Raw genomic sequence first — 25,347 nt, 5'->3', positions numbered from 1 at the left:
GCAAGCGTTCGTCGGCACGGTCGGATGGGTATAAGAGACAGGGGTACGCGGACCCCGGCGGCGGATACGGATCGGGCGGCTGCCCGCCGTAGGACGGCGGTGGTCCGTACGGCGGGGGAGGACCCGGCGGCGTTGTCACGCGGCAACCGTATCGCGGTCACCGCCTTCTAGCTGCGGATCGAACCCCAGCGCTCGTTCTTGGCCATCGCGACGCAGACCACCGACCGCGCCCCCTCCGACCATGCCTGCGCACTCGGATAACCGATCGCGAGCCGAAAGGTCGGCCCCTCGGGGATATTCGGCGCGTAGTCGAAGAACTTGCCACTGCACTGATCGCCGATCCTTCTCAAGGCGTCCTCGCCGGGATACTCCGGCGCATCGGGCGCGCGCAGGATCGCGAACACCTCTCCGTAGTGGGGACCGTCGCAGTCCACTCGCTTGACTTCCTGCGGCAGAACGTCGGACTCACGCGTGCGCACGCAATCTCCGAGCCGTAGGAGATCGGCGCGCACCGTCGTCGTCATGCGTGGTTCGACGATGTAGAACCAACCGATCGCAGCCAGGGCGCCGATGCCGATCACGACAACCGCGACGATCACCCAGTTGCTAGGACGCACCCGACAACCGTAATGCCGCATCCACAGCCAGCGCAGGCACATTGAGTGTCTTGGAGACCAGATCGTGGCGGGCGCCGGTGATCTCGACGACCTCGGCGGGTGCGCCGATCAGGGCGGCGGCGGACCGGAGTTCGTCGATCGATCCGAACGGGTCGGCGGTGCCGTGCGTGAACACCGTGGGTACCGTGATGCGCGGAAGATGTTCGGTGCGTGCGCGTTCGGGCTTTCCGGGCGGATGAAGTGGATACGAGAACAGTGTCAGAACGTCGATGTGGGCTGCTCCGTCGGCCACCGCCATCGATGTCATCCGCCCGCCGTAGGAGTGCCCGCCCGCGATGACGGGGCCGTCGGCGAGCGTGCGGGCGACGTCGATGGCCTCGATCACTCCCTCCTGGTCGACCTTGGCGGATCCAGACGGCGGGCCCTTGGGCCGGCGGCGCCGGTAGGGCAGGTTGTAGCGCACCGCAAGCCAACCGCGTCCGGCCCACTCGTCACAGAGCCTCTTGAGTAGCGGTGCTTCCCTGCTGCCGCCGGCGCCGTGGGTGAGGACGACGACACCGGCGGGGTCGGCGTCGGGTTCGTGGGCGACACCCGCGATCGGTTCGAGGTTCACTCGGTGAGCCTGAACAGCGCCGACACCGGGCCGTGACCGCGTCCCAACGGGTAAGCGGCACGCAGACATTCGGTGACCCAGCGTTTACCGAACGCGACGGCGTCGGGTACCGAATAGCCGTGTGCCAGCGCGCTGGCGATGGCTGCGGCCAACGTGTCACCGGCGCCGTGGTCGTGGCCGGTGTCGATGCGCGTGGCGTCGAATTCGTGGAACTCGGTGCCGCCGAACAGCAGATCGGGGCTCTGCGCCGACGCTCGCAGGTGGCCTCCCTTGACCAGTGCCCACTGCGGTCCGAGTGCGTGCAGTGCGCGGGCCGCCTCCCGCTGGGATGAGGGGTCGATGACCTCGATGTCGGTGAGCAGGCGCACCTCGTCGAGGTTCGGTGTCACCAGTGTCGCCAACGGGAACAGTTGTGCCCGCAGTGAATCCAGCGCACTGGGATGCAAAAGGGGATCACCGTGCATGGAGGCGCACACAGGGTCGACGACCAAAGGCACCGAACCGGCCATGCCCTGTGCGCGCCAGGTTTCGGCGACGGTGTCGATGATCTCCGATGACGCCAGCATCCCCGTCTTGGCTGCCTGCACGCCGATGTCGGAGGTCACGGCTTCGATCTGTCCTGCGATGACGTCGAGGGGAATCTCGTGAAAACCCTTGACCCCGACCGAGTTCTGAACGGTGACGGCGGTGACCGCAACCAGGCCGTGAACCCCGAGCAGAGCGAACGTGCGCATGTCGGCCTGGATTCCCGCGCCTCCGCCAGAATCGGATCCGGCGATCGTCATCACCCGCACCGGGGTGGTACGGGGCGGCGGCAGTGGTAGGTAGGTCATGCCAGCGGCAGGTACACGCGGTTGCCGTGTTCGGCGAATTCGCGTGACTTCTCGGCCATCCCCATCTCCATCGCGGCTTCGATCGCCTCCTCGCTGTCGAGCCCGTGCTTGGCAGCATAGTCGCGGACGTCCTGCGTGATGCGCATGGAACAGAACTTCGGCCCGCACATCGAGCAGAAGTGTGCGGTTTTGGCCGGTTCGGCGGGCAGCGTCTCGTCGTGGAACGCGCGGGCGGTGTCGGGATCCAGCGACAGTGCGAACTGGTCGTGCCAGCGGAACTCGAAGCGTGCGCGGGACAGCGCGTCGTCGCGTTCCTGAGCGTGGGGGTGGCCCTTGGCGAGATCAGCGGCGTGCGCGGCGATCTTGTAGGCGATGACGCCATCCTTGACGTCTTTGCGGTCGGGTAGGCCGAGGTGTTCCTTCGGCGTCACGTAACAGAGCATGGCGGTGCCGGCCTGCGCGATGATCGCGGCGCCGATGGCGCTGGTGATGTGGTCATAGGCCGGTGCGATGTCGGTCGCCAGCGGGCCCAGCGTGTAGAACGGCGCCTCCTCGCACCACTCCTCCTCGAGCCGGACGTTCTCGACGATCTTGTGCATCGGCACATGGCCGGGACCCTCGATCATCACCTGTACACCATGCGATTTCGCGATCTTGGTGAGCTCGCCGAGCGTACGCAGCTCGGCGAACTGGGCGGCGTCGTTGGCGTCGGCGATCGAGCCGGGCCGCAGGCCGTCGCCGAGTGAGAACGTCACGTCGTAGCGCTGCAGGATCTGGCACAGCTCATCGAAGTGGGTGTACAGGAACGATTCCCGGTGGTGTGCCAGGCACCATGCGGCCATGATGGAACCGCCGCGACTGACGATTCCGGTGACACGCTTGGCCGTCAGCGGAACGTAACGCAGTAGCACGCCGGCGTGCACGGTCATGTAGTCCACGCCCTGTTCGCACTGTTCGATCACGGTGTCGCGGTACAGTTCCCACGTCAGAGCGGCCGGGTCGCCGTTGACTTTCTCCAGGGCCTGGTAGATCGGAACCGTGCCGACCGGCACCGGGGAGTTGCGCAGGATCCACTCCCGAGTCGTGTGGATGTCGCGGCCGGTGGACAGGTCCATGATCGTGTCGGCGCCCCAGCGGGTGGCCCACACCATCTTGTCGACCTCTTCGGCGATCGAACTGGTCACCGCCGAATTGCCGATGTTGGCATTGACTTTCACCGCGAACGCCTTGCCGATGATCATCGGCTCGGTCTCGGGGTGATTGTGGTTCGCGGGTATGACGGCCCTGCCCGCCGCGACCTCGTCGCGGACCAGCTCGACAGGGACTCGCTCGCGGGCGGCGATGAACGCCATCTCGGCGGTGATCTCGCCGGCACGGGCCCGCTGCAGCTGCGTTCCGCGGTCGCGCACCACGCCCGGGCGCGCGGGCAAGCCCGCCTGCAGGTCGAGGGTCGCCGTCGGGTCGGTATACGGACCGGAGGTGTCGTAGAGGTCGAGGTGCTCGCCGTTGGTCAGGTGCACCCGGCGCAATGGGACTCTGGCGCCGGGCACATCGTCGAGCTCTCGATACACCTTCGTGCTGCCCTGGATCGGGCCGGTGGTCACGGACGGATTGACAGGACTGTTCGCGGCGTGCGTCATTTGAGCTATCTCCCTACGCCGGCATTACCCGGTCAGGTTCGTACGGTCGACGGGCCCACCCGTCCTCTCAGCGCGCTGGTGCGCGCTCCCGTGTGTGGACGCCTGCCACGCTAGCGCAGACGCGGAGGAATCGGGAAGGGGCAACGGGAGAATCGTCGGAAGTGGACCGTCGCGGTCACCCCAGTTCGATCAACACCGGGGCGTGATCGCTGGGCGCTCCGATGCGGTCCTTGCCGCTCTTGCGTTCATCGCGGACGATCTCGGCGTGCGTGACGCGGTCGGCGAGCGCGGGTGAGCCGAGGATGAAATCGATGCGCATGCCGCGGTTCTTCGGAAACCGCAGCTGTGTGTAGTCCCAGTAGGTGTAGACCCCCGGTCCGGGAGTGAACGGCCGCACCACATCGGCGAAACCCGCTTCCACCACCGCGCTGAACGCCTCGCGTTCTGGTGCGGTGACGTGGGTGCTGCCTTGGTAGAACTCGACGCTCCAGACGTCCTCGTCGGTCGGCGCGATGTTCCAGTCCCCGACGAGCGCGATCTGCGCGGTCGGGTCATCGGACAACCACTTGTGTGCCGTATTGCGGAGCGCGGCAAGCCATTCCAGCTTGTACGCGTAGTGCGGTGAGCCGACGAACCGGCCGTTCGGCACGTACAGGCTCCACACCCGGACTCCGTTGCAGGTGGCGCCGAGGGCGCGGGCTTCGGCGGCCGCCTCCACGTCGGGCTTGTCGCTCCAGGTCGGCTGATCGTCGAAGCCCACCTGCACGTCCTCGATCCCGACGCGGGACGCGATCGCCACGCCGTTCCACTGGTTGAAGCCGCAGTGGGTCACCTCATAGCCGGCGGCCAGGAAGGGCATGACCGGGAATTGCTCGTCGTTGCACTTGGTCTCCTGCATCGCCAGCACGTCGACGTCGGCTCGCTCGAGCCAGTCGGTGACCCGTTCGACCCGAGCCCGAATCGAGTTGACGTTCCAAGTGGCGATCCGCATGGCTTACATGCTACGAGCGTCGACATAGCGGCTGCGGTGCTGCGTCTGGAATCCCATCGACCTGTAGAGGCCGAGGGCCACCGCGTTGTCGACCAGCACCTGCGCGTAGCCGCCGGTCGCACCCCGCTGGGTCCCCCAACCCAACAGCGTCGAACACAGTGCGCGCGCCAGACCCGCACCGCGGGCCCGCTCGTCGACCCGCACCGCCGACAGCCCGACCCAGCGCCGGCCGCACGGCGCCGTCGTCACGGCGGCCCTGCCGACGGCCGCACCGGGGATCGTCGCGAACGCGACCTCACCGTCGATGACGGCGGTCAGCACGTCGACAGGCACGGCGCGGCGGTACAGGTGCAGCCATGCGGCGTCGGGTGTCGCGGTCAGGGTCACGCGTTCGTCGACCACCGTGTCGCTCAAATCGCTTGTCATGACCTCGGTCTCGAGGTGCGGCGACTTTAGGATCGGGCGGAACAGCCGATCGGGTATGGAAAGCCACGGCGTCAGCCCCCGCTTGCCGTACCAGCTGATGATCGTTGGAATGGCCGTGGCGTCGGCGTCAAAGCCCAGCGGGACAGCGGAATTGCCGCGGTGCGTGTGGCGTCCTGCGGCGCGCAGCAGCCAGCCGCCCAGCCATTCCTGCTCGACACCCGGCCACGCCAACGCCGCCGCGTGTTCGACGTTGCGGATGTCGGCGGTGCGCACTGGTGCGGCGGGCAGCTCCTTGATGGCGACGACATCGCCGAGGTCTACCCGTACGACGACCCCCCGTTTGGTCCGAATCCCCAGTGCCGCACCGTTGTCGACGACATGACCGACCACGTCGGTCAGCGGGGGTGTCGAACCGGCCGGCCGCCGGTAACGCACGGTCACCCGTGTGCCGATCGCGGGCAGCGCGGGCACGGTCAGTGACCGAACGGATCGGGGTCCTTACCGGGCATCCACGACAACCCCGGCACCCCCCAGCCGTGCGACTTCACCGCACGCTTGGCGCTGCGCGCATGCCTGCCGACCAAGCGGTCCAGGTAAAGGAAGCCGTCGAGGTGACCCGTCTCGTGCTGCAGCATCCGGGCGAACAGGTCGGTGCCTTCGAGGGTGATCGGATTGCCTTCGGCGTCCAGCCCCGTCACCCTCGCCCAGTCGGCCCGCCCCGTCGGGAACGACTCCCCGGGCACCGAAAGGCAACCCTCGTCGTCATCGTCCGGATCGGGCATGGTCTCGGGAACTTCGGAGGTCTCCAACACCGGATTGACGACCACACCGCGGCGGCGCGTGATGCGACCGCGCACCTCGGCGCAGTCGTAGACGAACACCCGCTTGGAGACGCCGATCTGGTTCGCGGCCAAGCCAACCCCGTTCGCCGCGTCCATCGTGTCGAACAGGTCGGCGATCAAATCCGCGAGATCGGCGGGCAGCGAACCGTCCTCACCGACCGGCACGGGCTCGGTGGCTGTGTGCAGGACGGGATCTCCTACGATGCGGATCGGAACGACTGCCATAGTCGAAAATCTTAAGTCGGCAATCCTTGCTGCCCGACTCGCGGGCATGTCGAACCGCTCATCAGCCCATCACGTGGTTGAATGAGCGCCGAACCACAGCGATGTCATTCAAGTTGTCGGAAGGGTCCAAGAGCCAGATGGACGGCGCGATCGCGCGGACTGAACAATCCGGAGACAACTCTGAACTCTCCGACGGGCTGACTCGACGCGAGCACGACATTCTCGCGTTCGAGCGGCAGTGGTGGAAATACGCGGGCTCCAAGGAAGACGCCATCAAGGAGCTGTTCTCCATGTCGGCCACCCGCTACTACCAGGTGCTGAACGCGCTCGTCGACCGACCCGAGGCGCTCGCCGCCGATCCGATGCTGGTCAAGCGGTTGCGGCGACTGAGGGCCAGCAGGCAGAAGGCGCGGGCGGCACGCCGTCTCGGCTTCGACGTCACCTGAGTTTCCCGGGCCGTGAGGCCCGCTCGATAAGGTGGGCGCAATGAACCAGCGAGATTCGTCAGGGCTGCCCCTGCGCGCCATGGTGATGGTGCTGCTCTTCCTTGGCGTCGTTTTCCTGTTGGTGGCGTTTCAGGCGATGGGTTCCGACAGCGACGAGGAGGACGCGCCGCCGCTGGCGACCGCGACCACGACCACCGCGACCACGACGTCGGAGGCGCCGGCACCGGCCGATGCCGAGGTCCGGGTCTTCAACATCTCCACCGTTGCGGGCGCGGCCGAGGGCACGGCCGGACGGCTGCGCGAGGCCGGCTGGAACGTCACCGAGACCGGCAACCTCGAACTGGCGGACGTGGCGGCCACCACCGTGTACTTCAGCGACGCGCCCGGCGAGCGGGAGGCCGCAGAAGAGGTGGGACGTCTGCTCGAGGCGCCCGTCGAACCGCGATTGCCCGCACTCGCCGAACAACCGCCGGGCGTCATTGTGGTGGTCACCGGTTAGGCTCGTGCACATGTTCAAGACCGTCGCCGCCGCTGCCTTGTTCGCTGTCCCCGCACTCGCCTTGAGCGCCTGTGCGGCGCCCGAGGAGCCCAGCAACGTGCAGGGCACCCCTCCGCCCGTCTGGACCGGATCTCCGCCTCCGTCGGCCCCGCCGGGTGAGGGCGGTGGTCACGGCGGCGGGCAGGCAGAAGGCCAAGGTCAAGGGCAGGGCGAAGGACAGGGCGCAAGCGAAACGCTCACCGCCGAATTGAAGCTTGCGGACGGCACACCGGTGGCGACCGCTGACATCCAGTTCAGTGGCGGCTACGCGACGATCAGCGTCGAGACCACCACGCCCGGGAGGCTGACGCCCGGCTTCCATGGCATGCACATCCATCAGGTCGGCAAGTGCGAGGCCAACTCGGTCGCGCCCACCGGTGGCGCGCCGGGGAACTTCAACTCGGCGGGTGGGCACTTCCAGGTGCCCGGCCACAGCGGTCATCCCGCGAGCGGTGACCTGACGTCGCTGCAGGTCCGCGAGGACGGTTCGGCCAGGGTCCTGACGACGACCGACGCGTTCACCGCCGAGGAACTCACGTCGGGCGCGGGCACCGCGATCATCATCCACGAGAAGGCGGACAACTTCGCCAACATTCCGCCGGAGCGCTACCAGCAGGTCAACGGTGACCCGCCGCCGGATGCGGCCACTCTGGCGACCGGTGACGCCGGATCGCGGGTGGCATGCGGTGTTATCCGTACCGGCTAGCAGCCACATCGATTTCGTCGGCTCGCCCCGACCGACGGTCGGGGTCGAGTGGGAGTTCGCGCTCGTCGACGCGACGACGCGGGACCTGAGCAACGAAGCCACTGCGGTCATCGAGGAGCTCGGCGAGAACAACCCGCGTGTGCACAAGGAGCTGCTGCGCAACACCGTAGAGATCGTCACGGGCATCTGCGATTCGGTGCCCGAGGCGATGAACGATCTGCGTTCGACGCTGGTGACGGCCCGCGAGATCGTCCGGGGTCGCGGGATGGAGTTGTTCTGCGCGGGCACGCACCCGTTCGCGAAGTGGTCGCCGGGCAGCCTGACCGACGCCCCCCGCTATGCCGAGCTGATCAAGCGCACCCAGTGGTGGGGCAGGCAGATGCTGATCTGGGGTGTGCACGTGCACGTCGGGGTCCGCTCCGCGCACAAGGTGATGCCGATCAACACCTCGCTGCTCAACCACTACCCGCATCTGTTGGCCCTGTCGGCGTCGTCCCCGTTCTGGGACGGTGAGGACACCGGCTATGCGTCCAACCGGGCGATGATGTTTCAGCAGCTGCCGACGGCCGGGCTGCCGTTCCACTTTCAGTCGTGGGCGGAGTGGGAGCGTTTCGTCTACGACCAGAAGAAGACCGGCATCATCGACCACATGAACGAAATCCGTTGGGATGTCCGGCCTTCGCCGCATATCGGGACGGTGGAGATCCGGATATTCGACGGTGTCTCCAATCTGCGCGAGTTGGGTGCGCTGGTGGCGTTGACGCATTGTCTGGTCGTCGACCTCGACCGGCGGCTCGACGCCGGTGAGTCGCTGCCCACCATGCCCCCGTGGCACGTGCAGGAGAACAAGTGGCGCGCAGCGCGTTACGGCCTCGACGCCATCATCATCCAGGATGCCAACAGCAACGAACGGTTGGTGACCGAGGACCTCGACGAGCTGCTCAACCGTCTCGAACCGGTTGCCGCGTCGCTGCACTGCGCCGACGAACTACGGCACGTCGCCGACATCTACGGGGGCGGCGGGTCGTATCAACGTCAACGCCGCGTCGCCGAGGAGCACGACGGCGACCTGCGCGCCGTCGTCGACGCCCTGGTCGCCGAACTGGAGCTGTAGACGTGGCGGCCATCCCGATGTTCCCGCTGCAGGTGGCGATGCTACCCGGCGAGGAGCTTCCGTTGCGGATCTTCGAACCTCGTTACAGCGCACTGGTTTCGGACTGTCTGGCTACCGAGGACCCGGCGTTCGGCGTCGTGTTGATCACGGCGGGCAGGGAAGTGGGCGGCGGGGACGTCCGCAGCGACGTCGGCGCGCTGGCACACATCGGCGAGGTCGCCGATTTCGGTGACGGCCGCTACCGCCTCAAATGCGCGGTTGGCGAACGTATTCGGGTCATCGAGTGGCAGCCCGACGACCCGTATCCACGCGCAGCGGTAGAACCGTGGCCCGATCAGCCGGGTGAGCCCGTCGAGGCGGACGCGATCCGCGACGTGGAGGACCGCATGGTCGCGCTGTTCGAACGCATCGCCGCCGCACGCGGGGCCGACGTCAACGGCCGCGAATTCGTGGCGGGTGCGGACGCGTCCGGCGATGCCGGTAAGTGGTTGTACACGTTGACCTCTCGCCTGCCGATGGGGCAGGCCGACCGCTACGCGGTGCTGGCTGCGCCGACCGTCGCCGAGCGGCTGGCTGCGCTGAGCGACGCCGTCGAGACCGTGACCGCAATGGTCGAGTTCCAGCTGTCGGGGGAGTAGCGGGATCCGGGTCCGAAAGATCGGCTCACGTCCGGCGACAGCGGTTGTCAGCAGGTCCGTTGTCCCTCGACGAATACCGTCCGCGGAGTTGTGTCGTCGGGTTCGCCCGCGGCGCACCGGCCGTAGCGTTCCATCAGGTCCGCGGCAGCGATCGAGGCGACGTCCCAACCGTGGTCGGTGAGCCAGTCGGTTACCTCGGTGCGTTCCTCGGTGTACCAGAGGTCCTGTACGTCGAACGCGTCGTCGCTACCGTCGTTGCCGGCCTGCCTGCGGTACTCGGCCAGTTTCTCGCGGCGACTGGCCAGGTACTCCGGATCGAAGAAGTCCGCCCCGAACGACTCGACGGCGATGCGGCTGCCTTGCGCGCTGAGCTTGTGGATCCGTTCGAACAACACGTCTTGTCCGCGTGCGGGCAGATAGGGGAGAAGCCCCTCGGCGGCCCACGCGGTCGGCTCGCTCGCGTCGAACCCCGCGTCCCGCAGAGCCCGCGGCCAATCCTCGCGCAAGTCGATCGGCACCGGGATGTACTCGGCGGCCGGCTGAACTTCGTGTCGACGCAACGTGTCGACCTTGAACGTCAGCACCCGGGGCTGGTCGATCTCGTAGACGACGGTGCCACCGATCCACGGCAAGCGCCAGGCCCGCGCGTCGAGCCCGGCCGCCAGAATCACCACCTGGTCGATGCCGTTGGCGCCCGCGGCGATGAAGAACTCGTCGAACCATTTGGTGCGCGACGCCGCGTAGCCGCCGATCGAGCGGATGCGTTCGGCCATGTGGGCAGAGGGCGGTTGCCAACCCTGTTCCACTGCCGCGTCGACGAACATCTGGGCGTACGGATCGGTGAACAGCGGGCAGTCGGTGTTCTGCTCCAGCGCACGAGACCAGGCCACCCCCAGCGCCGTCGCGCCCACACTCTCGGTGATGCCCCAGCTGTCGTCGTCAGTCCTGGCCATCGGCGCCGCTTTCCGTGTGGTCGGCGAACTCGTCAATCTCGTCCGCGGTCAACAGATCGTCTCGGACGTTCTGTTCCCGATACGCGAGCTGACCAACCCGGTTCGCCACCACCGGTGCGGTGATCACCGTGAACAAGCCGGTGAGTACGAGCATGCCGATATCGGCGTTGCCGCGCAGCCGTATCCCGGCGCCGATGATCACCAGCAGGAGCCCGAGTACCTGCGGCTTGGACGCCGCGTGCATGCGCGTCAACGTGTCAGGGAAGCGGACGATGCCGATCGCGGCGGTCAGCGCGAGCGACGAGCCGCCCAGCACCAGCACGCTCGTGAGGATGTCGAGTCCCGTCATCCTCGCCCCCCGATGGTGCGGGACTTGTCGACGTCGGGGACGCGGAATCGGGCGACGCTGACCGTGCCGACGAAGCTGATCAAAGCCAATGCGGCCATGCCGTAGGTGACGGTGCTGTCCAGGCTGTAGGCGCTCCAGATGCCGATCCCGCACATCGCCACGGCGATGAGCGTGTCGACGGCGACCAGGCGGTCCAGTGTGCTCGGCCCGGCAAGGAGACGGAACATCGTGATCGCGGCGGCGGCGGTCATCATCACCGCGGCGATGACCCAGACGGTGATCATGCGCGCTGCGCCTTCGTATTTCGCTGGGGGCTCATGCTTCGTGCTCCTCGTGCTCATGCGCCGGGCGCCAGTCCTCGGGACGCTCGAATGTCGCGACCAGCAGCCGTTCGATCACAGCCACCTGGTGGTAGAACGCTTGCAGTGCGCGGTCGGAGCCGACATCGATGACATGCATGTAGAGCAGCCGGCGGGTCTGGTCGATCTCGAGCACGATCGATCCGGGGATCAGGTTGAAGATGACGACCGCCAGCGACAGCACGAGGTCCGACTTCACGGAAAGCTGCGCGCGCAGCACCGCTGACAGTGGTGGTCGGGGTTTCAACGACAGCACCGCGACCTGGACCGAGGACAGCACCAAACGGTAGGCGACCGTGAGGATGAGGCGGATCAGCGACAGCACGTGCACCTTGCCTTCGACCGGCACGGCGGGCAGGGGCAGCAACCATGTGATCAACGCCGCAACGGCCGCACCCGAGAGCACATTCGCCGCGGAGAAGTTGCCCCACAGCAGGATCCAGACGAACACCAGCCAGCAGAAGATCCAGACGCGCAGCGCAACGCTTCTCATCGGTGTCCTCTGCTCTTCGCGCAAGCGCTCATCGCGGCCCCACCACGGCAGTGATGTACTCGCTCCGGTCGAGTACCTCGTTGGAAGCCCTTTCGCTGTACGCGAATATCGGTCCGGCGAGCACCGTCAGCGCGAGCCCGGCCGCAATCAGCGCACCCGTGGGCCCGACCATCCCGGCCGGCATGCGGCCGACGTGGTCGCGGTCGACGAACTGGATGTCCTCGGGTTCGTCGAGCAACGCCGACGGCAGCGCCGCGGACAGATGGCCTTCGGGCGCGTCCTCGCGCGAGCGCCAGAACGCCTTGGTCCACACCCGCACGACCACGTACAGCGTCAGCAAGCTCGTCACCACACCGCCGGCCACCAGCGTCCAGGCCAGTACCGAGCCGTCCTGCGCGCCGGCCTCGAGCAGCGCGACCTTGCCGATGAAACCGGAGAACGGTGGTATGCCACCGAGATTAAGCGCGGGGATGACGAACACGAAGGCGAGCAGCGGACTGGCTGCCGCCAAACCGCCCAAGCGGTCCATGGTCGACGCCCCGGCCTGGCGTTCGATCAACCCGACGACCAGGAACAGTGTGGTCTGCACCAGAATATGGTGCGCCACATAGTAAATGGCACCGGACATGCCAAGCTGGTTGGACAACGCGATGCCGAACACCATGTAGCCGATGTGGCTCACCAGCGTGAACGACAGCAGTCGTTTGATGTCGCTCTGCGCGATCGCACCGAGGATGCCGATCAGCATCGTCAACAACGCGGCGACCAACAGCACCGGGTCGAGCCCTCCGTCGGGGAACAACAGCGAGTGCGCCCGAATGATCGAATAGACGCCGACCTTCGTGAGCAGGCCGGCGAACACGGCGGTGACCGGTGCGGGTGCGGTCGGATAGGAGTCGGGCAGCCAGGCCGAGAGCGGGAACACCGCGGCCTTGATGCCGAACGCCACCAGCAGCACGGCGAACATCGCCGAACGGACTCCGCCCGACACCTCCTCGAGTCGCACGGAGAGTTCCGCCAAGTTCAGTGTCCCGGTGGCGCCGTAGACGAGGGCGAGGCCGAACAGGAAGATCAGCGACCCGACCATCGACACCATCACATACGAGATGCCTGCGCGGACACGGTCCTTGCTGGCTCCGACCGTCAGCAGCACGAAGCTCGCGGCCAGCAGCACCTCGAAACCGACGAAAAGGTTGAACAGGTCACCGGCGAGGAACGCCATGCAGACGCCGGCCGACAACACCAGGTAGGTGGGCATGAAGATCGACACCGGTTGGCGTTCGTCACCGTCGCGGACACCCTGTCCGATGGCGTAGAACACCACGGCCAGCAACACGATCGCCGAGACGACGAGCATCAGCGCCGACAACCGGTCCACCACCAGCGTGATGCCCAGCGGACCCATCCCGGGCACCGACTGTCCCCAGCCGCCGACGTGGAGCACGAGCGTGCCGTCCCTGTCGGCGAGGTAGAGCAGCGCGCCACACACCGCGACGACGACAGACAACACGACGAGGGTGAGGAGCCGCTGCAGTCGTGGCCGCCGGCCCGCGATCAGCGTTGCCGCCGCGCCCAGCGTCGGGAGCAGGACGGGCAGGGGTATCAAGGTGGCCGCCAACGTCATGCGCAGTCCGCCTTCACTAATCGCCCCCGCATCACTTCGATCCTTCGTAACCGGGCAGGGCGTCCAACTCGTCGGGTGCATCGGTGTCGCGGGCGGCTTCAGGCTGGGGTCGGTCCTCTTCGACGGCGGCGATGTCCTTCGAGGCCAACTCGGAGACCTTGGCATCCTCGGGGTCGTCGCCCACTTCCTCGGCGGTGGTCAACCGATAGGTCCGGTAGGCCATCGCCAGCACGAACGCCGCGACGCCCATCGTGATGACGATCGCGGTCAGGATCATGCCCTGGGCCAACGGATCCGCGGTGGTGGTGTGCTCGTCGCTGCCCCGGCCCCAGATAGGGGGCTTACCGGACGGGCCGCCGGCGATGAGGATCAGTAGGTTGATGGCATTGCTGATGAGCAACAGCCCCAGCAACATTCGGGTCAGGTTGCGCTCGAGCAGCAGGTAGACGCCTGCGCTGGTGAGGCCGCCGAGCAGGATGAGGGGCACGAGAGAGGTGGTCATTGCGTAGACACCACCGTCTTCTGCTCCTGGCCCAACTCCACGTCGATGCGGGCACCGAGGCTACGCAACACGTCGAGCACCAGACCCACGACGATGAGGTACACCCCGAGGTCGAAGAACAATGCGGTGACGAACTTGACGGTGCCCAACACCGGCACGTCGATCTCGATCAGCGCCGACGACAGCGCGGGCGCCCCCACCAGCAGCGAGGCGAACGCGGTACCGGCGCATAAAGTGAGTCCCGCGCCCAGGATCTTGCCCGCGTCCAGCGGCAGCGTCTCGCCCAGTTCGTAGCGACCGCCCGCGAGGTAGCGCAGCACCAGCGCGAGCCCGGCGGTCAATCCGCCGGCGAATCCGCCGCCGGGAGTGTTGTGTCCCGCGAAGAAGAAGTACGCCGACAAGACCATGATCAGCGGGAAGATGACGCGGGTGGCGACCTCGAGGATCAACGACCGGTGCCGCGGGTCACGCAGTTCGCTGCCGCGCAGCCAGGTGATGTCGCCGGCCGCCGGGCTGGTGTTCACGATCGCCGGTAGCCGGCCGATGTCGGGCTGACCCGCATCCGAGACCCGCGGCGGTGCCCCGAACCTCCTGTGCCGGAACACCATTGAGGCGACGCCGGTCGCCGCGACCACGAGCACCATGACTTCGCCCATGGTGTCCCAGGCCCGGATGTCGACCAGTAGCACGTTGACGGCGTTGGCGCCGTGGCCGCGGTAGTACGCCGCCTCGGGGATCAACGAGGCGATCGGAGTTCCGGTGCGCGCGGCCATCGCGTACACCGCCAAGGTGGTCACGGTCGCACCGACCGCCAGTGCCAGCGCCGCCCGCGGCCACCGGTATCTGCGGATGTGGACCCGGTCGGCTTCGGCGGGCAACGTGCGCAGCACCAGGACGAACACCACGAGGGTCAACGTCTCGACCAGGAACTGGGTCAGGGCCAGATCCGGCGCACCGTGCAGCGCGAAGATCACCCCGCACCCGTATCCGGTCACGCCGACGAGCAGCACTGCCGCCAGGCGGTTGCGCATCACCAGAGCGCCGAGCGCGGCGGCCAGGATGATCAGACCGATCACCACCTGAAGCGGTGAACCCCACAGCCTGAACTGCGGGTGGTCGCGCGCACCCACCGCGAGCGCGATGGTGGGCACCAGCACCAGCGTCGACAGGATCGCGGCCTGGGTGGCCGGGATGGAACCGCGCTGGGTGACAGCGGTGAGTTCCACCGCCCACAGGTCGAGCCGGCGTATCACGGCGTCGTACACGTGGTCGGCGTTGCCGAGTGGTTCGCGCATCGTGCGGAACCGGCGCAGCCGTTCGCGGCCGACGAAGGCCGCCACGCCGGTGGCGATCACCAGCACCGACAACAGCAGCGGCACGTTCACGCCGTGCCACAGCGCGAGGTGGTACTCGTTGTTGCCGCCGGGCACCGTGTCGGCGTAATCCTCCAGCACGTCGCCGACCCCGACGGGCCAGATCCCGAAGGCCAGGCCCGCGGCCGCGAGGATGCCCGGCGCGATCATGAACGTGCGCTCGGGCCGGTGCATCTCGGCGACGCGGGTGCTCGGCTCGGGGCGCCCCTTGCGGCCGAACGCACCGAACAGGAAGCGCAGGCTGTAGATGGTCGTGAACACCGAGCCGATCACGACGCCGACCAGCACCACCGGGGCGAAGACGCCGAGGGTGGGGGTATGCAGCACGGTGGCCAGGTCGGTTTCCTTGGCGACGAAACCGAAGAACGGGGGCAGCGCCGCCATGCTGGCAGATGCGCCGACGGCGATGACGAACAGCGGCCGCGCCTTGGCGCCGAGCCAGGCCAGTCTGCGGATGTCGCGGGTGCCGGTGGCGTGGTCGATGATGCCGACGACCATGAACAGCGCCGCCTTGAACATGGCGTGTGCCACCAGCATCGCCAGTCCGCCGAGCATCATGTCGCTGCCGCCGGTGCCGACCATGACCGTGATCAGCCCCAGCTGACTGACCGTGCCGAAGGCCAGGATCAACTTCAGGTCGTACTCGCGCACCGCGCGCCAACCGGCCAGCAGCATGGTCAACAGGCCGAGCGAGACCACTATGGGCCGCCACACCGGGGAGTCGGCGAAACTGGGGCTCATGCGCGCGATCAGATAGACGCCGGCCTTGACCATCGCCGCGGCGTGCAGGTACGCGCTCACCGGGGTCGGTGCGGCCATTGCGCCCGGCAGCCAGAAGTGAAGCGGCACGATCGCCGACTTCGACAGCGCGCCGACGAGGATGAGCACCAGCCCGACCGACGCCGCCACCCCCGTCGGCGGAGATTCAAGGAGTTCGGAGAGCAGGTAGGAGCCTGCCATGTTGCCGAGCACGATGATGCCGACCAGCATCGCCAGGCCGCCGAACGTCGTGACCAACAACGCCTGGGTTGCCGCCCGCCTGCTGGTCAGGCGTTCGGCGTAGTGGCCGACCAGAAGGAACGACAGCACCGAGGTGATCTCCCAGAACACGTAGAGCATCAGCAGGTTGTCGCTGGTGACCAGCCCGAACATCGCGCCAGAGAACGCGACCAGTTCGGCGGCGAAACTCGGCAACCGGTTCTCGATGCGGCCGTCGTGGTGGTGGAAGTAGTCGGCGCAGTAGAAAAGGACCAGCGCGCCGATGCCGAGAACCAGCACGCTCATGATCGCGGCGAGCGTGTCGAAGCGCAGCGTGATGTTCATCGACAGCTCGGGCACCCACGGCACGTCGACGGTGCTCGACCCCCCCGCGGACGGCCAGTTCTGCGCCACCCACACCAGGGACAGAAGCGGCACCAGCGCCAGCGGATAGAAGGCCTTGCGCCCCCACTTGTGGACAAGCAGGGGCGCCAGCGCGGCGGCGACCGCGTGTGCGAGCAGGACGGCGAGCAGGGCACTCCGATCGGTTGTGTTGGTCAGCACGCGGCCGCCAACCGGAGAACTTATGGTCGGGGTGTCAGCCGAGTAAGGCTTCGGATCGTCATTCTACGTGGGTCGATCGGGGCTACTATGCCCCGTCGTTGACACCACCGACCTCGCGGTGGTCGGCGCAGGCCGGACCGCACGGGTGCTCAGAAGTACCGCAGCCACACATATACCCAGGCCAACAGGGTGCTGAGCAGCGTGACGACGATGCCGTAGCGGGAAAACTGCCAGAAGCTGATTCGGTGGCCGGCGCGCTGGGCGATGCCGATTGCCACGACGTTCGCGCTTGCCGCGATCGCGGTGCCGTTGCCGGAGAAGCAGGCCCCCAGAGCGAACGCCCACCACAGCGCCCGCCCGGTCGCGGCATCGGGCGCCTGTGCCGCCATGTCCTCGACCACCGGCGCCATCGTGGCCGTGTACGGGATGTTGTCGACGAACGCGCCCAGGACGGCGGAACCGAACAGCAGACCGGTGGCGGCAAGGAAGAAATCGTCGCCGAACAAATTGACCGCCGCATCGCCGATCCAGCCGATCACCCCGGTGTGCACGAGGCCGGCGACCATGACGAAGAGCCCCATGAAGAACACCAGGGTCGGCCACTCCACCTCGGGCAGAACCTCGTTGACGTCGACCTTGGTGACCAGCAGCATGATGCCCGCGCCGAGAAGCGCGACGATCGACGGTGCCACGTGCAGCACCGAGTGAAAACTGAACCCGACGATGACCAGCGCGAGCACCGCCATCGACCGCACCAGAAGGCGAAAGTCCTTGATGGCCCGTCGTTCCTGCAGCGCCATCACCTTGTCGACGCGCATCTCGCTGGCGCGCAACTCCGTCCGGAACAGCACTTTGGTGAACAGCACGAACAGCACGAAAATGATCGCCACGATCGGTGCCATGTGGATCAGGAAGTCGTTGAAGGTCAACCCCGCCCGGCTGCCGATGATGATGTTGGGCGGATCGCCGATCAGCGTCGCCGCACCGCCGATGTTGGACGCCAGCACCTCGGCGATGATGAACGGCTGCGCGGCGATCTCCAACCGGTCGCAGATGACGAGTGTCACCGGGGCGACGAGCATGATGATCGTCACGTTGTCCAGCACGGGCGAGGCCACCCCGGTGATCACCATCAGCATCACCATGAGCCGAAAAGGTTTGCCCCTGGCGCGTTTTGCGGCCCAGATGGCCAGGAAGTCGAAAATGCCGGTCTGTTTCACGACTCCGACGATGACCATCATGCCCAGCAGCAGGAAGATGACGTTCCAGTCGATGCCTTCGTGTTCGGAGTAGAAGACCTCCTCGCCGGGCGCGAGACCCAGAAGGGTCATCAGCCCGCCGGCGACCAGAACCGTCGTGACCTTGTTGGCGCGTTCTGTGGCCAGAAACCAAAAGGCGACGACGAAGATCGCTAGCGCCAGAAGCGGAGCCAGCACCGAACCGACGGATCAGTCGCTGGGGCCGGCCACGGCCAAGCTGGTGAGCAACCGCTCCAGGGTCACCGCGCCGACGAGCTTGCCGCCGCTGTCGACCACGGCGATCAGCGGGCTGCGCTTGGTCGCCATCACCGTGGCGATCTCGAGCAGGGTGGCATCGGGTGCGACGGTCACCGGTTTGGCCACCGGCGTCGGCAGGCAGTCACCCACCGTCAGCCTGCCCGGCCCGTGCCAGAACAGGTCGGCGTGGATCTCGTCCACGGTGCGCACCAGGGCGGGGTCGTCGCGGTAGGACTCCGGGATAGTGAGTCGCAGCACCTGGGTCCCCGGCAGCACCGCGACGGGGTTGCGGTCGTCGTCGACCACGACGAGTCCGGGCAGTCGGTTGACCACCATCAGCTGCACGGCCTTGGACACCGGATCATCCATGCGGACCGTGGGAGGGGTCACGGCGATCTCATGTGCTTGCATGACTTCGTTCCATCCGGTCCCGGGGGTGTCGGCGGTAAGTGTCATCGTCCTCGATCTCCGTTCAGTTCGTGGACTCTCCGACGTTGTGTGAGCATCTCGGCCAGCCGTTCGGCGTCATCCGGGTCGAGGACGAGCTCCCACCCGGGCGCGTCGAAGCCGCAGCTGTCGGCGACGAACAGGTGGCGGACGCCGTGGTCGTCGATGATCAGGCTCAGCTGCTCGCCGTGCCGGGTGGTCATCTGGTGTACTGCTCGGTCGGCCGGCTCCGCGGTTCGAGAGTCATGCATGGTGAGGAAAGTTTCTGCGCCCGACGGCGGGCGCACCATCAGGGCTGACACCCATTCGGCGGGGGCGGCGCAGTGTATGGACAAATCCCGATCGGACGGTCCACGCTAAGAGCATGAAACGGGCGCGCACGCCGGCGACCGCGCTGTTTCGGCGGGTTTTCCTGATCAACGGGCTGATCTTCGCGTTGGGCACGTTGGCCCTGGCGCTCTCACCCGCAACTGTGTCATCGCGCATCAAGCCGACCGAGGTTCCAGTGCTTCTCATCGGGTTGGCGGTCATCTTGACCGCCAACGCGCTGCTGTTGCGCTCGAGTCTCGCCCCGCTCGACCGGCTCGCGACCTCGATGCGCAGGGTCGACCCGCCGCGCCGAAGCGACCGCGTCGACCACAGCGGCAACGGCGACCTGCGCCACCTGATCGCGTCGTTCAACACGATGCTGGACCGGCTCGAAACCGAACGCACCACGGCGAGCGCGTCGGCGTTGGCCGCGCAGGAGAACGAACGCCAGCGCATCGCGCGCGAGTTGCACGACGAGATCGGTCAGACGTTGACGGTCGCGCTGTTGCTCCTCAAGCGCGCGGTGGACCGCGCACCCGCCGAGATCCACGGTGAGCTCGCCGACACCCAAGACGCTGTGCGCGCAGGCCTCGACGAGGTCCGCAGCATCGCGCGGCGCCTGCGGCCCGAGGCTCTCGAAGACCTCGGCCTGCACAGCGCGCTCAACTCGCTGTGCACCGACTTCACGAACGCGACCGGTTTACCCGTCGTCAAACACATTGTGCTGCAAGCGGATCGGCTGAAGCCCGATGTCGAGCTGGTGTGCTACCGCGTCGCTCAGGAGAGCCTGACCAACATCGCAAGGCACGCAGGAGCCACCAAGGCGTGGCTCGACCTGCACACCACCGCTGATCGGTTGACGATGCGCATCGCCGATGACGGCGTCGGCGGGGTGGTCAGCGAGGGGGCCGGGATCAACGGCATGCGTGAGCGCGCACTGCTGGTCGACGGCGACCTGACGATCACCTCACCGGCCGGTGAGGGCACCGAGGTGCTGCTGGCGATCCCGTCGCGGCGGTGCTGGTGATGCTCGCGCAACCGGCTCGCATCCTGCTGGCCGACGATCACGCTCTGGTGCGCAGCGGGTTGCGGATGATCCTCGACGCCGAGTCCGACCTGCAGGTGGTGGCCGAGGCGGCCGACGGTCACGAAGCGCTGGCGGTTCTCGAGAACACCCCGACCGACCTGGCCATTCTCGACATCGCGATGCCGCGCATGACGGGCCTGCAGGCGGCGCGGGAGATGAACCGGCTGCACCCGCACGTCCGGATCCTGATCCTGTCGATGTACGACAACGAGCAGTACTTCTTCGAGGCGCTCAAGGCCGGTGCATCCGGATACGTGCTGAAATCGGTCGCCGACCGCGACCTGCTCGAGGCGTGCCGGGCCACCCTGCGTGGGGAGCCGTTCCTGTACGCGGGAGCGGTGACGGCGCTGATCCGGGACTATCTACACCGCGCACGGCAGGGCGACGGGCTGCCCGACACCATCCTCACGCCGCGAGAGGAGGAGGTGCTCAAACTCATCGCCGAGGGCTACTCCTCGCGCGACATCGCGAACACGTTGGGCATCAGCGCCAAGACCGTCGACCGGCACCGGACGAACCTGCTGGCCAAGCTCGACCTGCAGGATCGAGTTGCGTTGACCCGCTATGCGATTCGTGCCGGGTTGATCGAGCCGTGACGGCGTTGGCACGGCGCGGGCGCTAACCGGTACCGCACCGGAAGCGCGTGGCCCAACAACCCGATCCCCGCGCCGAGGATCGGCCAGACCGGCCAGAAGTACCACGCACCCGCGGTGAGGCCGACTGCCAACCACACCGTCAGCACGATCGCGACCATGGCCAGGTAGCCGGCCAGGTGGACCTGAACACTGCGACGGGCCAGCTGCCTGCGAGCTTCCCGGCGGCGGGGGTCGTTGCGCCTGAGGCGCTCGACGGGCAGATCGGCGGTGAGCTCGTGCAATTCCGGGCGGGTCGTGGCGGCAAAGGCGGCCTGCAGCCGCGCCTCGTACTCCGGCATCGCGAGGTAACCCTGCGCGAGGGCCTGGCCGAGTACGTCGGCCGTCTTCTCCCGGTCAGGGTCTCCGGCGCGGACAACCGGTGCGATGGCGGGCATGCCGACCTCCTCGATCTTGACAATGACAAGTTACCTCGACTATGCCGCATGAACTTGCCACTGTCAAGATGCCTCCCCTTGTCCCGCGAACGTGGGTTACCCGCACGCGTCCGGGGCGTTTGACGTGCGTGAAGCCCACTCTCGGGGAGGGATGCGCGCGCGTCGGGTGCGCGCCGGTCGAGTACGCGGCGGCGGAAGTAACTGCGGCGGCGAAAGGAACTGCGGCGGCCGAAGGAACTGCGGCGGCCGAAGGAACTGCGGCGGCGAAAGGAGCCGCTCGCGGGCGAAAGGGCCAGCGGGCGGAAAGGAGCCGCTCGCGGGTGAAAGGTCAGCGAGCGGCCGAGAACGCCCGCAGCGATTCGACCTGCGCCGCGTCCAGCGATGGGCGCACCGCCTCGCGTGCGGCCGCGACGTCCTCGGCGGTGACGTCTGCGGCGTCGATCGAGCGCCGCATCGCGGTCAGCGCCGCCTCGCGCAACAACGCGACGCAGTCGGCGGCGCTGTAGCCCTCGAGTTCCCCGGCCAGGGCGCCGAGATCGACATCGTCGGCGAGCGGAACGGACTTGCCGGCCGTGCGCAGGATCTCGCGACGGGCCTCGGCGTCGGGCGGTTCGACGAACACCAGCTTCTCCAGCCGGCCGGGACGCAGCAGCGCCGGGTCGATCAGATCGGGCCGGTTCGTCGCACCGACCACCACCACGTCGCGTAGCGGTTCGATGCCGTCGAGTTCGGTCAGCAGCGCCGCCACCACGCGGTCGGTCACACCCGAGTCGAAGCTCTGCCCGCGCCGCGGCGCCAGCGCGTCGATCTCGTCGAGGAACACCAGCGACGGGGCTGAGTCGCGGGCACGCCGGAACAGTTCGCGCACAGCCTTTTCCGAAGAGCCGACCCATTTGTCCATCAGCTCGGCACCCTTGACGGCGTGCACCGACAACCGCCCCGAACTGGCCAGCGCCCGCACCACGAACGTCTTGCCGCAACCGGGTGGGCCGTAGAGCAGCACCCCGCGCGGCGGCGCCACGCCGAGACGCTGAAACGTGTCGGGGTGCTGCAGCGGCCACAGCACCGCCTCGGTGAGCGCCTGTTTGGTGTCGGCCATGTCGCCGACGTCGTCGAGCGTCACCGAGCCGACCGACACCTCTTCGGTGGCCGAGCGTGACAGCGGGCGGATGACGGTCGTCGCGCCCAGCAGATCGTCCTGGACCAGCGCGGGCGGCTCACCGTCGGCGCTGGCGCGCGCCGCCGCCCGCAGTGCCGCCTCGCGGACCAGCGCGGCCAGGTCGGCGACCACGAATCCCGGTGTGCGCTCGGCGATCTCGTCGAGGTCGAGGTCCTTGGCGGGCACCTCGCGCAACAGCACCTCGAGCAGCTGCTTGCGGATCGCGCCGTCGGGCAGGCTCAGCCCGAGTTCGCGGTCGCACAGGTCGGGCGCGCGTAACCGGGCGTCGACGTTGTCTGGCTGCTGCGACGTCGCGACGAACGCCACACCGCGGGTGGCGACCGCGTTGCGGAGTTCGGTGAGGATCAACGTGGCCACCGGTTCGGCGGTGGCAGGCAGCAGCGCGTCGATGTCGGTGATCAACAGCACGCCGCCGCCGTCGCGGACGGTCGCCACCGCCGACGCCACCCTTGCAATCCGGTCCTCGGCGCGTAGCGAGCCGACCTCCGGGCCGTCGAGTTCGACCAGTCGCCGGTCGGCGCAGACCGCGCGCACCAGCGCTGCCTTGCCGACACCGGCCGGACCCGACACCAGAACGCCCAGATTGGCCGTGGCACCCAGGGTTTCAAGCAGCTCGGGCCGGTCGAGCGCGAGCTTGAGCCATTCGGTCAGGCGCTGCGCCTCGGCCTGAGACCCCTTGAGGTCGTCGACGCTCAGCGCCGGCTGCGATGTCTCCGGTGCGGTCACCACCGCCTGGCCGATCGCAGCGTCCGAAGCGGGTGCGACGGATCCGCCCGAAGAGCCGTCGGCCCAGCAGACCGCCGAATTAGGTTGCACGCTCACAGGTCCCGCGGGATCGGTGCCGGTCACCGTCAACAGTTCGGAGGTCCAGGTGATGCCGACCGACGAGGCAAGCGCCGCGGTCGCGCGCGAGGACGGGATGTCGGGTCCCAGCTCCCGCGGCAGCAGCGACACCGTGTCACCGACCGTCATCACCTTGCCCAGCAACGCTTGTCGTAGCGTGGCCTGCGAGATCGACTGACTGGCCAGCCGCGAGCCCGACAGCGTCACCGATCGTGCGCCGTAGACGGTCACGGGCGCGACGAGCACGGTGGTGTCCTCGCGCAGCCCGGCATTGGACAGCGTGACGTCGTCGAGCAGCGCGTTGCCGGTGGGAACACCGGTGGGTGCCTCGGCGGCCACCGCGGCGGTGGTGCGCGAACCGGTCAGCGACACCGCATCCCATTCGCGTATGCCCAGCGCGGCAATGGCTTCCGGATGCAGGCGCACTACACCCCTGCGCGAGTCGAGCGCCGAGGTGTTCAGCCGCGCGGTCAGCGTGAGGTGCGCCCGGGGGGCCGGGCGGTCGGACTGCAGTTCAGTCATGTCGGGAGCCGGGTCTGCGCAGTCCCAGTCGCATCACCGACCGGCGGTGCGGCTGGGCCCGGCGGATGGCCCGCCGGGCGGCACGCTGCTGGCGTGGTTTGTCGTCCCAGACTTCGGGGTGCGCTGCCAGGAACCGGCGGGTGCGGATGGCGAACGGGATGTGTAGGACGTAGGCGGCGATGATGATCAGGATCACCAGGTAGCCGTAGAGGATCGCGGCGGCCACGCCGATCGCCACGAACGCCAGCAGCGGCGCGACCATGTTGGGCGGCACCGAGAACGTGTGGATCTTGCGCATTGGGATCGTGCTGACCACCAGCGCCGAGACGCCGAGCATCCAGATGACGACGGCGGGTTCGGAGGTCCACCAGCCGTCGCCGAACTGCATCTTGGCGGCCAGCGGACCGATCGCGCCGATCGCACCTGCCGGCGCGGGCATACCCACGAAGTACTTCTTCTCGTAGTCCGGTTTGTCGACGTCGAGCATCGCGTTGAACCTGGCCAGGCGCAGCACGATGCACACCGCGTACACCAGCACCACGATCCAACCGACCTCCGATTTCGACAGCAGCGTGCCGTACACGATGAAAGCCGGTGCGACGCCGAAGTTCACGGCGTCGGCGAGTGAATCGATCTCCTCGCCCATCTTCGACGTCGCCTTCAGGGCGCGCGCGATGCGGCCGTCGAGCGCGTCGAGTATCGCGGCGACCGCCAGAAACGCCATCGCCTCGGTCGGCCGGTCGTCCAGCGCCATCTTGACCGCACTCAGCCCCAGGCAGATCGCGGCAACCGTCATCGCGCTGGGCAGGATGCGCAGGCTGACGACGGAGCGCTTGATGCGGGGCCGGATCATGCCGGAGCCATCCGGCCGGCGACATCGGACTCTAGTTCGGCCAACACCGTCTCACCCGCCAGCGCGCGCTGTCCCACCGTCACCAGGATGCGCGATCCGGCGGGCAGGTACGTGTCCAACCGCGAGCCGTAGCGGATCAGCCCGTAGGTCTCGCCGATCGCCAGTTCGTCGCCCACCTTGGCCTCGCACACGATGCGCCGCGCCACCAGGCCGGCGATCTGTACGGCGATCACCTCGACGCCGCCCGCGGTGCGGATCAGCACGCTGTTGCGCTCGTTGTCCTCGCTGGCCGCTTCCAGTTCGGCCGAGCCGAACAAGCCCGGCCGGTGCTCGACCGCGACGACCGCACCGCTGACCGGGGCGCGCTGCACATGCGCGTCGAACACCGACAGGAAGATGCTGATGCGGGGCAATGGTGTTGGGGGCAAACCGAGTTCGGCCGGTGGCGCAGCCTCCTCGATCAGGCAGATCAAGCCGTCGGCGGGGGCGACGACCAGACCGGGCCGGGTGGGCGGTACGCGCGGCGGGTGGCGGAAGAACGCGGCGTTGGCGGCGGCCGATACCAGCCCGGCACCGCGCAGCCACGGGTTCCGGCGCCCGAGCGCGGCCAGCGTCAGGCTCGCGCCGACGAACGGCAGCCCCGCCGGATGCATCGGGGGGATCGTGGTACGGGCCAGCGCCAAGAGCCGCGCGGGGCCGGATTTCAGGTCGGGGCGTCTGGCCATCGTCCCGCGATTCTACGGGCCGGGTGCGCGA

Annotated in this window: 28 protein-coding genes and 1 riboswitch; of the genes, 7 read left to right on the top strand and 21 right to left on the bottom strand. The window is 67.8% G+C overall.

From position 1 onward, the window contains the following. Positions 1-167: 167 nt before the first annotated feature. The 7 genes from CEX88_RS14350 to CEX88_RS14320 form a co-directional block, all read right to left on the bottom strand. Entirely contained in the window at positions 168-617 is a 450-nt protein-coding gene (locus CEX88_RS14350) for a septum formation family protein (RefSeq protein ID WP_202931498.1), read from the bottom strand. After that, entirely contained in the window at positions 607-1,230 is a 624-nt protein-coding gene (locus CEX88_RS14345) for an alpha/beta hydrolase family protein (RefSeq protein ID WP_094293966.1), read from the bottom strand. The genes CEX88_RS14350 and CEX88_RS14345 overlap by 11 nt, the downstream gene beginning before the upstream one ends. Next, positions 1,227-2,063, bottom strand: coding sequence for a bifunctional hydroxymethylpyrimidine kinase/phosphomethylpyrimidine kinase (thiD, locus tag CEX88_RS14340; protein ID WP_094293965.1), 837 nt, complete (start codon positions 2,061-2,063; stop codon positions 1,227-1,229). Before thiD ends, CEX88_RS14345 begins: the two co-directional genes overlap by 4 nt. Continuing rightward, positions 2,060-3,703, bottom strand: a complete 1,644-nt coding sequence (gene thiC, locus CEX88_RS14335; protein WP_094293964.1) for a phosphomethylpyrimidine synthase ThiC — start codon at positions 3,701-3,703, stop codon at positions 2,060-2,062. The genes thiD and thiC overlap by 4 nt, the downstream gene beginning before the upstream one ends. Further along, positions 3,697-3,805: riboswitch (TPP riboswitch) on the bottom strand. (Overlaps the previous gene by 7 nt.) Before the next feature lie 73 nt (positions 3,806-3,878). Continuing rightward, complete coding sequence (locus tag CEX88_RS14330) at positions 3,879-4,694, bottom strand: exodeoxyribonuclease III (protein WP_094293963.1); 816 nt, start codon at positions 4,692-4,694, stop codon at positions 3,879-3,881. Between the two features lie 3 nt (positions 4,695-4,697). Then, positions 4,698-5,591, bottom strand: coding sequence for an N-acetylglutamate synthase, CG3035 family (locus CEX88_RS14325; protein WP_094293962.1), 894 nt, complete (start codon positions 5,589-5,591; stop codon positions 4,698-4,700). A 2-nt stretch (positions 5,592-5,593) separates the two neighbouring features. Then, a complete protein-coding gene (locus CEX88_RS14320) occupies positions 5,594-6,187 on the bottom strand; it encodes a peptide deformylase (protein WP_064399772.1) in 594 nt (197 codons plus the stop codon). Positions 6,188-6,324: 137 nt separating this feature from the next. On the opposite strand from CEX88_RS14320, the gene CEX88_RS14315 reads away from it, so the two are divergent. The 5 genes from CEX88_RS14315 to CEX88_RS14295 are packed head-to-tail and all read left to right on the top strand — an operon-like array spanning position 6,325 to position 9,629. Beyond that, on the top strand, positions 6,325-6,633 hold the full coding sequence (locus CEX88_RS14315; RefSeq protein WP_064351385.1) for a DUF3263 domain-containing protein: 309 nt from the start codon (positions 6,325-6,327) through the stop codon (positions 6,631-6,633). Positions 6,634-6,673: 40 nt separating this feature from the next. After that, positions 6,674-7,132: a LytR C-terminal domain-containing protein gene (locus tag CEX88_RS14310; protein ID WP_202931497.1), complete on the top strand. Its 459-nt coding sequence runs from the start codon at positions 6,674-6,676 to the stop codon at positions 7,130-7,132. Between the two features lie 10 nt (positions 7,133-7,142). Continuing rightward, complete coding sequence (gene sodC / locus CEX88_RS14305) at positions 7,143-7,877, top strand: superoxide dismutase[Cu-Zn] (RefSeq protein WP_094293960.1); 735 nt, start codon at positions 7,143-7,145, stop codon at positions 7,875-7,877. After that, the gene (locus tag CEX88_RS14300; protein WP_068200632.1) at positions 7,858-8,991 is read left to right on the top strand and encodes a glutamate--cysteine ligase; all 1,134 of its coding nucleotides are present in this window, start codon (positions 7,858-7,860) and stop codon (positions 8,989-8,991) included. The genes sodC and CEX88_RS14300 overlap by 20 nt, the downstream gene beginning before the upstream one ends. A gap of 2 nt (positions 8,992-8,993) precedes the next feature. Then, positions 8,994-9,629 (top strand): LON peptidase substrate-binding domain-containing protein, encoded by a 636-nt coding sequence (locus CEX88_RS14295; RefSeq protein WP_094293959.1) that lies wholly within the window; start codon positions 8,994-8,996, stop codon positions 9,627-9,629. A 47-nt stretch (positions 9,630-9,676) separates the two neighbouring features. On the opposite strand, the gene CEX88_RS14290 is transcribed toward CEX88_RS14295, so the two are convergent. From CEX88_RS14290 to CEX88_RS14245, 10 genes are all read right to left on the bottom strand, one after another. Then, entirely contained in the window at positions 9,677-10,582 is a 906-nt protein-coding gene (locus tag CEX88_RS14290) for an SAM-dependent methyltransferase (protein WP_066845555.1), read from the bottom strand. After that, positions 10,569-10,931 carry a monovalent cation/H(+) antiporter subunit G gene (gene mnhG, locus CEX88_RS14285; protein ID WP_064399765.1) on the bottom strand — a complete coding sequence of 121 codons (363 nt, stop codon included), beginning with the start codon at positions 10,929-10,931 and terminating at the stop codon, positions 10,569-10,571. The genes CEX88_RS14290 and mnhG overlap by 14 nt, the downstream gene beginning before the upstream one ends. Then, positions 10,928-11,215, bottom strand: a complete 288-nt coding sequence (locus CEX88_RS14280; protein WP_064399764.1) for a monovalent cation/H+ antiporter complex subunit F — start codon at positions 11,213-11,215, stop codon at positions 10,928-10,930. The genes mnhG and CEX88_RS14280 overlap by 4 nt, the downstream gene beginning before the upstream one ends. 31 nt (positions 11,216-11,246) lie before the next feature. Further along, positions 11,247-11,783, bottom strand: a complete 537-nt coding sequence (locus CEX88_RS14275; RefSeq protein WP_066845558.1) for a Na+/H+ antiporter subunit E — start codon at positions 11,781-11,783, stop codon at positions 11,247-11,249. Between the two features lie 28 nt (positions 11,784-11,811). Then, complete coding sequence (locus CEX88_RS14270) at positions 11,812-13,407, bottom strand: Na+/H+ antiporter subunit D (RefSeq protein WP_094293958.1); 1,596 nt, start codon at positions 13,405-13,407, stop codon at positions 11,812-11,814. A gap of 31 nt (positions 13,408-13,438) precedes the next feature. Continuing rightward, the gene (locus CEX88_RS14265; RefSeq protein ID WP_094293957.1) at positions 13,439-13,909 is read right to left on the bottom strand and encodes a Na(+)/H(+) antiporter subunit C; all 471 of its coding nucleotides are present in this window, start codon (positions 13,907-13,909) and stop codon (positions 13,439-13,441) included. Further along, positions 13,906-16,794, bottom strand: a complete 2,889-nt coding sequence (locus CEX88_RS14260; RefSeq protein WP_094293984.1) for a Na+/H+ antiporter subunit A — start codon at positions 16,792-16,794, stop codon at positions 13,906-13,908. Before CEX88_RS14260 ends, CEX88_RS14265 begins: the two co-directional genes overlap by 4 nt. A gap of 179 nt (positions 16,795-16,973) precedes the next feature. Continuing rightward, positions 16,974-18,260: an ArsB/NhaD family transporter gene (locus CEX88_RS14255; RefSeq protein WP_066845562.1), complete on the bottom strand. Its 1,287-nt coding sequence runs from the start codon at positions 18,258-18,260 to the stop codon at positions 16,974-16,976. 12 nt (positions 18,261-18,272) lie between these two features. Beyond that, on the bottom strand, positions 18,273-18,731 hold the full coding sequence (locus CEX88_RS14250) for a CBS domain-containing protein (RefSeq protein ID WP_066845693.1): 459 nt from the start codon (positions 18,729-18,731) through the stop codon (positions 18,273-18,275). Positions 18,732-18,772: 41 nt separating this feature from the next. Beyond that, entirely contained in the window at positions 18,773-18,970 is a 198-nt protein-coding gene (locus CEX88_RS14245) for a cation:proton antiporter regulatory subunit (protein ID WP_066845564.1), read from the bottom strand. 161 nt (positions 18,971-19,131) lie between these two features. Here CEX88_RS14245 and CEX88_RS14240 point away from each other — a divergent pair, with 161 nt between their 5' ends. Both CEX88_RS14240 and CEX88_RS14235 read left to right on the top strand, forming a co-directional pair. Next, entirely contained in the window at positions 19,132-20,103 is a 972-nt protein-coding gene (locus tag CEX88_RS14240) for a HAMP domain-containing sensor histidine kinase (RefSeq protein WP_066845566.1), read from the top strand. Continuing rightward, positions 20,103-20,759: a response regulator gene (locus tag CEX88_RS14235; protein WP_066845695.1), complete on the top strand. Its 657-nt coding sequence runs from the start codon at positions 20,103-20,105 to the stop codon at positions 20,757-20,759. Before CEX88_RS14240 ends, CEX88_RS14235 begins: the two co-directional genes overlap by 1 nt. Here CEX88_RS14235 and CEX88_RS14230 read toward each other — a convergent pair. The 4 genes from CEX88_RS14230 to CEX88_RS14215 form a co-directional block, all read right to left on the bottom strand. After that, complete coding sequence (locus tag CEX88_RS14230) at positions 20,726-21,193, bottom strand: DUF1707 domain-containing protein (RefSeq protein ID WP_094293956.1); 468 nt, start codon at positions 21,191-21,193, stop codon at positions 20,726-20,728. The two genes, CEX88_RS14235 and CEX88_RS14230, sit on opposite strands and share 34 nt — an antisense overlap. 328 nt (positions 21,194-21,521) lie before the next feature. Next, positions 21,522-23,738, bottom strand: coding sequence for an AAA family ATPase (locus tag CEX88_RS14225; RefSeq protein ID WP_094293955.1), 2,217 nt, complete (start codon positions 23,736-23,738; stop codon positions 21,522-21,524). Then, a complete protein-coding gene (locus tag CEX88_RS14220; protein WP_066845574.1) occupies positions 23,731-24,591 on the bottom strand; it encodes a CDP-alcohol phosphatidyltransferase family protein in 861 nt (286 codons plus the stop codon). The genes CEX88_RS14225 and CEX88_RS14220 overlap by 8 nt, the downstream gene beginning before the upstream one ends. Next, on the bottom strand, positions 24,588-25,316 hold the full coding sequence (locus CEX88_RS14215) for a phosphatidylserine decarboxylase (RefSeq protein WP_094293954.1): 729 nt from the start codon (positions 25,314-25,316) through the stop codon (positions 24,588-24,590). Before CEX88_RS14215 ends, CEX88_RS14220 begins: the two co-directional genes overlap by 4 nt. Positions 25,317-25,347 lie beyond the last annotated feature (31 nt).

The organism is Mycobacterium neumannii, assembly GCF_002245615.1.
Taxonomy (GTDB): Bacteria; Actinomycetota; Actinomycetes; order Mycobacteriales; family Mycobacteriaceae; genus Mycobacterium; species Mycobacterium neumannii_A.
This window is presented reverse-complemented; position numbering and strand designations above follow the sequence as displayed.